The following is a 12491-nucleotide window of genomic DNA, read 5'->3' as shown; positions in this document are numbered from 1 at the left end:
AAGGTAATTAAATATAAATCAATCACTTACATTTCAATCCAAGAAAAGTGAACACAAAAGTGAGTTTTGTGTCTACTTTTGTGTTGACCAGAGCGGATTTTGTGAGCTAATGTTCACCCATACTGAAGTGTTTATTGACGATCCAAATGGTTAATAGGTAATCGTCGGACAGCTTCTATAATAAAAAGCTCTGAGAGGGAGGCGTTTCCATTCTCTGAGTATTAAAGGATGTTTTAGCTACTAACACCAGGGAATTTCAATTACGTCATCGGCTGTAAAGCTGCAGTTTAAAACCCACCCCTCTATATTGATGCCAGTCGGCTAGTTAGCCGACCGATATCTATTTATGACGTGATGTCATCATTCGGTAATTGTATCTCTTATCTCTCTGTTTCCGAGTTCCCCACTCCCCGTGGTGGAGAGTGGAGATATCACTCAGGCCAAATCAGCTTTGTGCAGACGCCGGTTTCTGAGAGCGACTCACCGTCAATTTAAGTGCCCAATACAGCAGGCTAGCGGCCAGCAGTGAGTTGATGGTTGGCACACCCCATTCAGTCACCAATCCGACGATGCTGCCAGCAATACTGGCGATGATGGCCGCCCAGCCAATGGTTGGCGTTTGGTCAGGCAGTTTTCCTTCTTGGCGGCTCTCATCCAGAATCTTGCGATGAGTACGCAGCAGATAATAATCGACCAACATAACGCCGATAATCGGAGGGAATACCACGCCAAGTACCGTCAGGAAATCGACAAACCGGTCCAGAATTCCCAATACGGAAAGTGTGGTACCTAATACGCCAATCACCAACGTGGTCGCGGTGTATTTCAGTCTTTTGCCGGTCATGCCTTCAACGGCGTTGACGATGCCCAGTGACGATGAATACAGATTGAGATCGTTAACTCTCAGTGTGGAGAATACTACGACCAGCAATCCTGCACCGCCGGCGACTTGTGACATGATGGTGACCACATCCGCTGTGCCGAGCGTTTTGGCGATCAGCAATGCCAGGCCGTTAACCACGAACTCTCCGGCGACAATGGTGAGAATAGTCACGCCAAATACATGCTTGCTGTTTTTGGAGTAGCGCGTTAAATCGGGGGTCATCAGGCTGGCAACAATCGCGCCGCCGACCACAATGGTGATACCGGCGCTGATCGACAGCGGATCACCTGGCGGCATGAGTTGGATAATCTCCGGCAGGTTATGGCCGGTGAGGGTGATGTAGGAAATATAGGCCACCAACATAATAAACATCGGTACCGCAATTCTGGCGGCGATGCGCAAGGCCTTGAAGCCGAACGCCACCAGAATGGTCAACAGAGTACCGGACAAACCTGCCGCCAGACCAAAGCCCAGTTTATTGCCAAGAGCGAAATCCAACGATTTGGCGAAGATAGCATTTTGTATGCCAAACCAGCCTAGCAGGCTGACAGCGACAACGACGCCGATCAGGACTGAACCTAACCGGCCAAAGCCGCACCAACGGGCCAACAGGCTACCGGAGATCCCTTCTCGCATACCCGCCAACCCAAGGCCGTAGGTCACCACGCCAAATATCAGGCTGCCGACAAAAATGGCGGTGAATGCATCGATCAGTGTCATTGAATGGCCTAATACGGCGCCAAGCATAAACTGATCCAGAGCGGTCAGCATACCCATATGCACAATAGCTACGCTTAAGAACGAGACTCTTTTATCCTGAGGTACCCGGGTTAACGGATAGTCTTCAATTTTGATCACAATGAGGTATTCCTTGCTATTTAAATAAACTGGATGCCTTTTGCTATCAGGCGATCGGGAATGTAGCTGTCCAGCTGAGCATATTTGCAAAACTCCTCAAACTGCTGCTGTGTGTGGACATCAGATTTCTGATAAATGTTATATATTCTATTTTCTATGGTTTTATTGCTGATGTTATATATTTTGGCGATTTCTTTCACCGACAGCCGTTGCAGCATTAAAAATATAACGTCCAGCTCAGCCCGGGTAAAAATGGTGCTGTTAGTTTCAGTGGTCAATACGCTGGGTTTTTGATGATTGATATAGTTAAGTGGGGATAAGGTGTTAAGCGGCTTGGCGTTCCACATTACCCCAAATACTTCTTTCTTATCGTTGTAGATAGGCAGTTTTTCGCTGATAAACGGTGTCAGGCTGTCTTTCCCGTACCAATAATGCGTCTCTATCACGGCAACCCGATCGCGCGAAATCTCGGTCATTTTGTCATGTTCGACAAAATCGGCCGCAGACTCGGCCCAGTCGGCGGGGAATTCGTCGTCTCGCTTACCGGCTATATCAAAACTTAATGGCGTGTTGGTATAGAGGTAGGCGGCCCGGTTCATGTAAAGATGACGGGATGCCAGGTCCTTAATGCCCCATGGCTCACTTAAGTGCTCCATCATGGCAATCAGGCCTTTCAAATAGAATTCATTACTTTTATCGGGCGAATCCATTCTGACCTCACCGATTAAGATTGGGTTAAATCTCTTTCGCCAGGTAGTGACGTGTATGCTTCTTGGCATATCCGCCTAAATTACCGTAGACCTGATAGCCCAATTTTTCATAAAAACCTCTGGCCTGGAAGTCGAAGGTATCGACATAAGCCATGTGGCAACCCCGCTTCTTGGCTTCTTCTTCGGCTTGCACCATTAGTTGGCGGCCATAGCCACTTTTCTGATATTGGGCACTGACCCAAAGATACTGAACTTCAAGCCCGCCCCACCAGGTTCTGGCAACCAGACCAGCGACGATTTTTCCTTCGTCATCGGTAATGGTCAGGAACAACGGGTGGATATCTACATGTTCGGTTTTCTCGTTGTGGGCCCAAAGGCTATCAATGACGAATTCTTCATCCTGTGGGTTTGGCTGATCGGTAATATTGATATTCATCGTTGTAATATAATTCCATGTGATAATAATTTGTTTTTGCAATCAATTTGATGCTTGCTAACGGGTTTAACTATCACTTTTCATAATGTATTACAAGGGTGGTTTTCACCCGTTCCCGTTAATGTGGCAAACCTTTATATTAACTGTGACAGGGCTAGAAAATAGCGCAATACGCGGTAATAAATAGCGGTAAGTCCTGTCCAGTCAATCTATTCCTATTGTGCCTCACCAGGGCCTCCTTCAGGAAATACATTAGCCATTCAGGCTCCACCGGTAGAGCAAGCTAACTTGCCAAAGGGGAGCCGCCATGTTTAAGAATCCCCAGAGTCAGCACCTAGAATCCCATCATTTGTCCTGAGCGCCATCTTTGGCGATGTTTTCCAATGCAGGTGCGATAGCTGCACTGAACATGGCACCATGATCCAAGCCGGGCCATTCCCGGAAGTCCACATCAAGCCCGTTTAGCGTGTTCAACCGCTCGGCTAACTGCTGAGCTGCGTCTGCGGGGAGTGGGGTCTGCTTTATATTGGGCGGCGCCGAGCGCATTTTCTCTCCACCGCCGGTCCACAGCCACAGATGGGCAGATAATGCAGGATGTCGATCAATAACCCGTTGTGCTTCCTGCAAAATAAAGCCTTTTCCCCACCACAGAGAGGGCTCTACGGCGACGTAATATTGGAATGAAGCTGGCTGGGTTAACAGCGTATGCAGAACGAACAGGCCACCGTAAGAGTGTCCCCACAGCGTTTGCTGTTGAGGATCAATGGCAACTTTCGCTGCAACGGCCGGTTTAACCTGGCTTTCGATCAGTTGCAAGAAGGCATCTGCGCCGCCATTGGCCCGCATCCCACGGGTTTGCAGTGGCGCCGGCGTGTAATCGTAGCTGCGGCCATTGGCATCGATACGCAAATCGTTGTCATAACTGAGCAGTACCAATACCGGCGGCTGTTTTTGTGCCGCAAGCCGGGCCAATAAGCTGGCATTTAACTCCATCAGTACTGCGTTGCCATCCAAAAAGTAGATGACCGGATACCCAGCCGGTGGCGGGGCTATACGTGGTTGCACAATGCGGATGCGGTAATGACGCTGGCCATCCGCTGAATTGAACCGCAAATCACTGAACTGATAATCAGGTGACTGTGTATCGGCGACGGTCACGCCAATTTTACGCTCCAGATCGGGTCTGGCCTGCGCCAGCATGGGGGAGCCAACGCCGATAATCAGCGTGATAATAAAGGTAAGACAGCGAAGATAAGAGGATGGCATGCTGAGCCTATTCACCTGAAAAACGTCGATATTAACATCTCATCAGCAAATGGGGATATGGCCGTTCAGCGGGCTTCATAAAAGCCAAACAGCCCGATGATATGCTCACTGGGCTGTTAAGAAAGGAAGGATATGCGTCTGGATTCAGAACGGCCCTATTACACATCCACCGTGCGTAGCGGTTTATTGGTGCGTTGCTGTGTTTGCCAGTGATCGGCTAACCCGACGGACACATCAGCTTCAGGGAGCAATGTTTTACCTCTTACCAAATCAGACGCGCGCTCGGCCAACATAATGGTGGGGGCGTTCAGATTGCCGTTCGGTTCGGTCGGGAACACCGACGAGTCGATCACGCGCAGGCCATACAGACCACGCACGTTCAGCGCCGAGTCCACAACCGCCATATCGTCCTCGCCCATACGGCAGGAACCACAAGGATGCATGGTGCTTTCCATGTTAGCGCGCACGAAGGCGTCAATCTCTTCATCGGTCGTCACATCAGGTCCCGGTGCCAGTTCGACGCCACGGAAACGATCCATCGCTGGTTGGTTGATGATTTCACGTGTCAGGCGTACACAGCGGCGGAAACCCTCGCGATCTTCCTCGCTTTGCAGGTAGTTGAATTGGATCTCCGGATGCGAATAAGGATCGGCCGAACGCGCGCGCACATAGCCACGGCTTTTGGGTTTGTTCGGCCCGGTTAAGACCATGAAACCATCGCCTTTGAACGGTTTATCGCCATCATAGCGCATGGCCGCCGGCAAGAAATGGAACTGGATATCCGGCCAACGTAACCCGACTTCGGAACGGATGAAGCCACCGGCTTCAAAGTGGTTGCTTGCCCCCAGACCATCCTTGAACAGCAGCCAACGCAAACCGATCAACGCCTTACTGAACCACCCCATCTTGCTATTGAGCGAAACAGGTTCTTTACAGGCGTACTGAATATAGATTTCCGAATGATCCTGTAGGTTTTCGCCAACGCCGGGAAGATCGTGCTTCACCGGAATGCCTGCTTCGCGGAGCACGGCTGCCGGGCCGATGCCGGAACGTTGGAGCAGGTGTGGTGAACCGATAGGCCCTGATGACACCAAGACCTCATGTTTGCAGTGCACGGTATGGGTAACGCCATTCTGATCGTAGGTCACGCCGATCGCGCGCTTACCTTCCAGTAATATCTGGCGGGTCATCGCCTGAGTGATCACTGTCAGGTTAGGTCGTTGCATGGCGGGGCGGAGGTAGGCGTTGGCGGTGGACCAGCGCACACCGTTCTTGACGGTCATGTGCATGGCACCGAAGCCTTCCTGCATATAGCCATTGCAGTCATCGGTCTTGATGTAGCCGGCTTGTGCACCTGAGTCGATCCAGGCGCCATACAACGGGTTCGCCATATTATTGCCGTTGTTGGTGCTCAACGGGCCTTCACTGCCGCGATAGTCGTCACCACCAAACTTGTAATTTTCAGCACGCTTGAAGTACGGCAGGCAGTTGCGGTAGCCCCAACCCCTGGCGCCAAGTGACTCCCATTCGTCAAAGTCACAGGCGTGCCCACGGATATAAACCAGTCCGTTGATCGACGAGGACCCGCCCAGTACTTTGCCGCGAGGGCAGTGCAGCTTGCGGTTGTCCAGGTGCGGCTCGGCCGCAGTTTCGTAATGCCAGTTGTACTTCTTGGTATTCATCGGGATGGAAAATGCACTTGGCATTTGGATGATGATACTGCGGTCACTGCCGCCGTACTCAAGCACCAGCACACTGACATTCGGGTCTTCACTCAACCGGCTTGCCAGTACACACCCGGCTGAACCGGCCCCAACAATGATGTAATCGTATTGTTTGATCGTCATGATTTTTTTGGTTCCTTGCGTCGGGTCGTGCCTCAGACACGTTTCTTGTCCCCGGTGGTAAATTCCGGCATATGTTTCTCGATGTGCTCAATCACACGTTCTTCACTGTCCAGATCAAGCGAGTTGGAGAGTAAGTAGTAGGCCGCGCCTGAGACGATCAGGCCGACAAGCCAGGCCAGATCAACACTGCCCATGGCCCTGGCCAGCGAACCGACATAGACCTCTTCGCTGCCATTGAAGACGCAGAAGAAGGGAATCATCGCAACGAAGCCAATGGCGTAAGCCAGTAGGCCACGGGTGCCCCAGGTGCCATAGATGTTGTTGCCAGGCATGAAGAAATGCGGCACGGCATAGCGCCCCTTGCGCACGAAGAAATAGTCGGTCAGGTTGACGGCGGTCCATGGCACCAGGAAGTACAACATCAGCACCAGATAGATGTTCAGCACCGACAACCCCGATCCTGAGTTGTAGATGGTCATTGCCACACCCAGTTGCAGCAGCACGACAAAAATGATGGCTACAATACGTACCTTGGCGGTGGGCGCGATCTTCCGAAACGAATCGACACTGGTGATTGCAGTTAGCTTGGCGCTATAGATGTTCATTGCGATCACTGGCAAGAAAGAGAGGATGGCAACGGCGACGACCAGAGTACCCAGCTTCGGTGCAATGCTGGCGCCGACCTGATTAAGCGAGACCAGCACATCAGTGGCATGCAGGTGAGCGCCCAGCCAGCCGCCGACGGCGATCATCCAGGCCCCCGACAGCGATGCCCCCAGAAACACGGCCGTGATCAGCTTGCCGCTTGGGGTGTTTTTCGGCAGGTAGCGAGAATAATCAGAGACATAGGGGGCATAGGCGATGTTGTAGCTGGCAGCCGCCGCGAACTGTGCGATAAATCCGGTCCAGTTGAACCCCAACGCTGCCACAGGGGTTGCGCCGGTGATGGGCTTTGCATCAGGTACCCAGCCCATGAGTACGGCCAGGGTCACCAGGCCATACAGCGGCAAGGATAGATACAGTGACCACTTGAAGGTCTTGTGCATCCAGTCGTGCCCGAGAATAGCCAGGATGGTGGCAGGTACCGTCACGGCCAGAGCGACCTGGAACGGGTTCCAACTGAACAAGGTTTTCAGGCCCTGCATCATCAGGACCAGATTAACGATGTTGAAACCGGCAAACACAAATAAGGTTGCCAGCAATACCAACACTACGCCGCGATAACCGAATTGCGCACGGGACTGAATCATCTGCGGCAGGCCCAGATGTGGGCCTTGCGAACCGTGGAAGGCCATAAATAACGTGCCGAACATGATACCGAGGGTACCTGCGAGGGTAGTCCAGAGCGCGGTGAGACCGACACTCGGCCCGACAAAACCAATCGTCATGGTAAAGAAGGTAAAGTTACCGACGAACCAGAACGGCCCCTGGCTGGAGAGCTTGTCATTTCTTTCACTATCCGGAACAAAGTCAATCGAGCGTCCTTCGATGGTGCCTTGAACGCTGGAGATTGCTTTGGCTGCGTTTACGTCAGATTGCATGAAATACCTCACCGTCGTGTTGGTTGAAGTCTTGAAAATTCAAGGGATCTGATCTTATTCTCCGCCCGCTGCAGCCATGTACTGGCCGCAACGGGAGGGATGAGAACGCTTAAGGCAGGGTGATCCACACCGCCTTGGTTTCCATCAGGTAGTCAAGCTGCTCGGGCCCAAGATCCTTGCCGAAACCGGACTCTTTGAAGCCGCCGAACGGCATGGAGGGATCAATGGTGCTGTGGGCATTCACATAGACAGAACCGGCATGCAGTTGCGGGATCAACGTATGCACCAAGCCCAGGTCATTGGAATAGATCGCTGCCGCGAGGCCGAACGATGAATCGTTTGCCAACCTGACCGCTTCTTCTGTGGTATCGAAGGGGATAGTGACCAGTACCGGGCCAAAGATCTCTTCTTGCACGATCCGCATATCGTTGTGGCAATGGGAAAAAATAGTGGGTTCGACGAAATAACCTGGGCCGTCCAGTGTGCGTCCGCCATAGGCCAGTTTGGCACCTTCTTGCAGGCCAATGGCAATGTATGAGCTGACATTGTCCTTCTGTTTGGCGGACACCAGCGGGCTGATGAAGCAATCCGGATCGAGGCCGGGGGCGACCTTCAAGCTCTCGGTGTAGGCCACTAATTCTTGCAGGAATTGATCGTAAATACTGCGATGTACATAAGCACGGGTGCCGGCGTCGCACACTTGTCCCGAGTTGAAAAATACGCCATTGGCGACTGCGCGTGCCGCCGCGGGAATATCGGCATCTTTCAGCACCAGTACTGGCGATTTTCCACCCAGCTCAAGTGTGACGCGCTTGACCTTGTTCACTGCATTCTGGCCAACGGTGCGCCCGACCGGGGTCGAGCCGGTAAAGGTGAGTTTGTCGATGCCAGGGTGGCTGCTCATGGCAGCGCCGATCACGCTGCCATAGCCAGTCACGATGTTGACCACTCCGTCAGGAATACCGGCTTCTTGTACCAGTTCTGCAAAGCGCAGCGTGGACAGAGAGGTCAGTTCGGCCGGTTTGACCACGACGGTGCAACCCACGGCCAGCGCCGCGGCCAACTTCCATGCCATGGTTTGCAGCGGGAAATTCCATGGCACGATGACGCCCACGACGCCGATGGGTTCTTTACGCGTGTAGGCCAGGTAATTGCCCGGCAGGGATGGCTCGACAGTACGGCCATGCAGTTTTGAGGCCCAGCCGGCAAAGTAGCGAAAAGTATCAATGGTGCCCTGGATGTCGACATCCCGTGCCTGCGAGACTGACTTACCCATGTCGACTGATTCAATCTCGGCCAGTTCAGTGGCATTGGCTTCGATAAGGTCGGCCAGACGGTGTAACAGGCGTTCGCGTTCTAGCGGTTTTAAACGGCGCCATTCGCCGCCATCGAACTGGCTACGAGCCGCGGCCACAGCGAGATCCAGGTCCTTTATGCTGCCGATTGGGATCTGGGTCAGCACGCCTCCGGTCGAAGGTTCAATCACGTTGGCTGTGCTGTTATCGCTACCATCGAGCCAGTCCCCACCGATAAACATCTTTTTGGGTTTGGTGAGGAAGTGGCGCGTGGCGTCCGATACGCCGAATTGATCCAGGTATTGCTGTACAAGTGCATCCATGAATCTGTCTCCGAATAAGTTTTCCGCATTCTGGTCGCGGGCTGGGAAGCGTGGTTGGCTGCGCCAGTGCGCGGCGATGGTTATATAGCGCGTGCTTTGCTGGTGGCGCGGTCGTGGAAAATGAAACCGAGACTGTTCATCAGCAATTGTGCGGCGAGTATCGACGTCTGCCCGGTTGGGTCATAAGCGGGGGCGACTTCGACCAGATCCATACCGATGACGTTGCCACTACTGCGTTTGGACAATGCCTGAATGATCTCCAGCACTTCGTAATAGGTAAAACCGCCGTGGCTGGGGGTGCCGGTACCTGGCGCAATAGAGGGATCGAAGCCATCGATATCAATGGTGATGTAATAGGCGGTACCCGCCGGGATGCAATCTAGTACACCTTCAGTACCAAGGCGGCGCACATCGCGTACCGACAGGATCTGTGAACCAGCGTTGCGTGCTGCGTCGTAGTCGTCACGATTTGACGAAGACACGTTGCGGATGCCCATCTGCGTCATACCGACGATATGCTCCATTTCTGAGGCGCGACGTAATGGGCTACCGTGGCCATAGCGTACGCCGTGGCGTTCATCGACGAAGTCCAGGTGGGCGTCGAAATGCACAATGTGAACCGGGCCGCGTCCCGCGTAGGCTTTGATTACCGGAGCATGGATTGAGTGATCGCCGCCAAGTACCACCGGCATCGCGCCCGATTCGAGAATTTTACGCACCGCGAACTCGATGTTGGCATTACTGCCTTCCATATCGGTGTGGATGATGTCGGCATCGCCGACGTCGACCATGCGTACCTGATCGCTGGTCAGGTAAGTGGTGTCATCTTCATGGTCGTAAGCACCCGAGTGACCGAAAGAAAACAGTGTTGAGGCTTCGCGAATGCTGCGTGGCCCGAAGCGAGCGCCGGAACGCCACTGTGTACCCATATCATTGGGCGCCCCCAGAATGGCCACATCGGCGTCTATGTTGTTCCAGTCCAGGCAGACGGGGGACTTGGCAAAGGTGCAATGGCCCACGAATGGCAAGTTCAAACGCCCTGTTTCATAACTGTTTTTTTGCATCTTTTTTCTTCCTGTAGTGGGTGGCTGAAAAGGTAAGGCTTGAGTTATTCCGACCTTTTGAGTCACTATGACCGTTAACTTTGAGGAAACAAATATGCAACATTAGATACTCAAATCGGTGTTTCCGATGTAATGACGTCGAGGAGGAATTGCGGTGAAACAGCTACAAGATGTCGATATGAAACTGCTTAGAGTTTTTATGACGGTGGTCAAATGTGGTGGTTATGCGGCCGCCCAGGCCGCCCTGAACAGCAGCCAGTCGACGATCAGCGGGCAGATGAACACCCTGGAAACGCGGCTGGGCTTCACCTTGTGCGAACGTGGGCGTGGTGGGTTCCGACTGACGGAGCACGGTGTGGCGGCGTACGAGGCAGCGCATCGGTTGCTGCTTGCTGTGGACACCTTTTGCATGGAGACCCATGCGCTGACACAGCATATTTTTGGCAAGCTTTACATCGGTATCATCGACAACACCATCACGGATGACGTGTCCCCGCTTCCTAAAACACTCAGGAAATTCATGTCGCGGGGGGATGATGTCCAGCTTGACGTTTATATTGGCACGCCAGCCGAATTGGAAGAGCGTGTGCTTGACGGCCGTCTGCATGTTGCAATAGGGCACTTTCCGCTGCAGGTGCCAGGCCTGTTTTATTCCCATTTGTACGAGGAAAGTGATGGCTTGTATTGCGGTCGTTACAATCCGCTGTTTGATCCGCTGCCGACAAAAGAGGCGCTGCTCACCAGGATCAGCGAAAGCCATATTGTGGCGCGCGGGTATTTGCAGAGGCGCGACATCAGGTTATTACAGGCCAGCAAGGCGACGGCGACTGTCGACAACATCGAAGCACAGGCGCTGTTGATCCTTTCTGGGGCCTATATCGGTTTTTTGCCGATACATTACGCAGCCCCTTGGGTGGAGACCGGTAAAATGCGCCAAATTGATCCAAGCCGGTTCAGTTCCCTGTGGCCGTTCACGGCCATTACGCGCAGAGGTGTCTCCCAGCCATTGATATTGCAAGCCTTTATGGCTGATCTACTGGCGAACAGCATATCGGTCGCAAAGGCAGACGTGTGATGTCATTCCCGCGACGAACACTGCCGGTGCACGATGTCTCTCACCGGCAGGAACAGGTTAGCGTCGATAGTAGCGTTGCGGGACAAATGGGGTCTTACTGACTTCAATCGCAACCGGTTTGTCGCGTACGATGGCGAACAGCGGGGTACCCACGGTGACATGTGCTTGGGTTACGTAGCCCATGCCAACGGGGCCACCGAAGCTTGGGCCAAAACCGCCGCTGGTAACCTTGCCGATCGGCCGGCCGGTCTCATCGGTGATCGTTGCGCCTTCACGTACCGGCACTTTTCCTTTGACGACGAACCCGATGCGTTTCTTCTGCACACCCTCGGCAATCTGTCGTGCAATCACATCAGCACCCGGATAGCCGCCGGCGCGTTCGCCTCCAGGACGGCGGTTTTTCGACAGCGCCCACAGCAGAGCTCCTTCTATCGGGGTGGTGGTGGTATCGATGTCGTGACCGTACAGGCACAAGCCAGCCTCCAGCCGCAGTGAATCACGTGCACCCAGGCCAATCGCCGCGACTTCAGATTCCGAGAGTAAGCGCCGTGCCAGCTTTTCGGCATCTGCGGAGGGGACTGAAATCTCGTAACCGTCTTCACCACTGTAGCCGGAGCGGCTGACGTAGCAGGCCACGCCGGCGAGATCGAGTTGTGCGTTCTGCATGAAGGACAGTTCGGCAGCCGCGGGTGCCAAGCGTGCCAGCACACGGGTTGCCGCAGGTCCTTGCAGCGCCAACAGTGCTCGATCGTTCAGCTCGACCACGTCGCAGTGGGCGGAAAGGTGGTTCCGCAGATGGGCGATGTCTTGCACTTTACAGGCAGCGTTGACCACCAGATACAAGACGTCATCGCCGAAGTTCGAGACCATCAGATCGTCAAGGATACCGCCACGATCGTCAGTAAAGAGTGCATAACGTTGCTGGCCAACCGGCAGATCAATGATATCTACCGGCACCAGTTTCTCCAGTGCAGTTGCCGCTTCTTTGCCGATTAACTTGACCTGACCCATGTGTGATACGTCGAACAGGCCAGCCTGTGATCGGGTGTGCAGGTGCTCTTTTAGTACGCCGAGCGGATACTGTACGGGCATCGCATAGCCGGCGAATGGCACCATCTTTGCGCCCAGTTCAATGTGCAGGTCGTAGAGTGAGGTGTAGTTCAAGGTGTGTGGTTCATTCATTGTCATCTCCT

The 12491-nt window shown here is 53.5% G+C and carries 10 protein-coding genes; 1 reads left to right on the top strand and 9 read right to left on the bottom strand.

The features are described from left to right. Positions 1 to 445: 445 nt before the first annotated feature. From SGBXF1_RS20585 to speB, 8 genes are all read right to left on the bottom strand, one after another. A complete protein-coding gene (locus SGBXF1_RS20585) occupies positions 446 to 1741 on the bottom strand; it encodes a cytosine permease (RefSeq protein ID WP_037416677.1) in 1296 nt (431 codons plus the stop codon). Positions 1742 to 1761: 20 nt separating this feature from the next. Next, positions 1762 to 2451 carry a helix-turn-helix transcriptional regulator gene (locus tag SGBXF1_RS20580; protein ID WP_037416680.1) on the bottom strand — a complete coding sequence of 230 codons (690 nt, stop codon included), beginning with the start codon at positions 2449 to 2451 and terminating at the stop codon, positions 1762 to 1764. Positions 2452 to 2476: 25 nt separating this feature from the next. Continuing rightward, on the bottom strand, positions 2477 to 2887 hold the full coding sequence (locus SGBXF1_RS20575) for a GNAT family N-acetyltransferase (protein WP_037416683.1): 411 nt from the start codon (positions 2885 to 2887) through the stop codon (positions 2477 to 2479). A 345-nt stretch (positions 2888 to 3232) separates the two neighbouring features. Continuing rightward, the gene (locus SGBXF1_RS20570; protein ID WP_186427464.1) at positions 3233 to 4153 is read right to left on the bottom strand and encodes an alpha/beta hydrolase; all 921 of its coding nucleotides are present in this window, start codon (positions 4151 to 4153) and stop codon (positions 3233 to 3235) included. Between the two features lie 158 nt (positions 4154 to 4311). After that, positions 4312 to 6000 carry a choline dehydrogenase gene (gene betA, locus SGBXF1_RS20565; RefSeq protein ID WP_037416689.1) on the bottom strand — a complete coding sequence of 563 codons (1689 nt, stop codon included), beginning with the start codon at positions 5998 to 6000 and terminating at the stop codon, positions 4312 to 4314. Between the two features lie 32 nt (positions 6001 to 6032). Next, complete coding sequence (locus tag SGBXF1_RS20560) at positions 6033 to 7541, bottom strand: purine-cytosine permease family protein (protein ID WP_037416692.1); 1509 nt, start codon at positions 7539 to 7541, stop codon at positions 6033 to 6035. A 109-nt stretch (positions 7542 to 7650) separates the two neighbouring features. Beyond that, positions 7651 to 9159, bottom strand: a complete 1509-nt coding sequence (locus SGBXF1_RS20555) for an aldehyde dehydrogenase family protein (protein ID WP_186427463.1) — start codon at positions 9157 to 9159, stop codon at positions 7651 to 7653. A gap of 80 nt (positions 9160 to 9239) precedes the next feature. After that, a complete protein-coding gene (gene speB / locus SGBXF1_RS20550; protein WP_037416698.1) occupies positions 9240 to 10223 on the bottom strand; it encodes an agmatinase in 984 nt (327 codons plus the stop codon). 154 nt (positions 10224 to 10377) lie between these two features. Here speB and SGBXF1_RS20545 point away from each other — a divergent pair, with 154 nt between their 5' ends. Next, positions 10378 to 11298 (top strand): LysR family transcriptional regulator, encoded by a 921-nt coding sequence (locus SGBXF1_RS20545; RefSeq protein ID WP_186427462.1) that lies wholly within the window; start codon positions 10378 to 10380, stop codon positions 11296 to 11298. Between the two features lie 57 nt (positions 11299 to 11355). Here the strand turns inward: SGBXF1_RS20545 and gcvT are convergent, their stop codons facing one another. Continuing rightward, a complete protein-coding gene (gene gcvT / locus SGBXF1_RS20540) occupies positions 11356 to 12480 on the bottom strand; it encodes a glycine cleavage system aminomethyltransferase GcvT (protein WP_186427461.1) in 1125 nt (374 codons plus the stop codon). Positions 12481 to 12491: the final 11 nt, after the last annotated feature.

The sequence above is a fragment of the Serratia grimesii genome (assembly GCF_900186025.1).
GTDB classification, from domain to species: Bacteria; Pseudomonadota; Gammaproteobacteria; order Enterobacterales; family Enterobacteriaceae; genus Serratia; species Serratia grimesii.
This window is presented reverse-complemented; position numbering and strand designations above follow the sequence as displayed.

Excerpts from the sequence above, each read along its gene's own strand:
- SGBXF1_RS20580 (WP_037416680.1), bottom strand. The coding sequence starts at position 2,451 with ATGGATTCGCCCGATAAAAGTAATGAATTCTATTTGAAAGGCCTGATT.
- SGBXF1_RS20575 (WP_037416683.1), bottom strand. The coding sequence starts at position 2,887 with ATGAATATCAATATTACCGATCAGCCAAACCCACAGGATGAAGAATTC.
- SGBXF1_RS20570 (WP_186427464.1), bottom strand. The coding sequence starts at position 4,153 with ATGCCATCCTCTTATCTTCGCTGTCTTACCTTTATTATCACGCTGATT.
- betA (WP_037416689.1), bottom strand. The coding sequence starts at position 6,000 with ATGACGATCAAACAATACGATTACATCATTGTTGGGGCCGGTTCAGCC.
- SGBXF1_RS20560 (WP_037416692.1), bottom strand. The coding sequence starts at position 7,541 with ATGCAATCTGACGTAAACGCAGCCAAAGCAATCTCCAGCGTTCAAGGC.
- SGBXF1_RS20555 (WP_186427463.1), bottom strand. The coding sequence starts at position 9,159 with ATGGATGCACTTGTACAGCAATACCTGGATCAATTCGGCGTATCGGAC.
- speB (WP_037416698.1), bottom strand. The coding sequence starts at position 10,223 with ATGCAAAAAAACAGTTATGAAACAGGGCGTTTGAACTTGCCATTCGTG.
- gcvT (WP_186427461.1), bottom strand. The coding sequence starts at position 12,480 with ATGAATGAACCACACACCTTGAACTACACCTCACTCTACGACCTGCAC.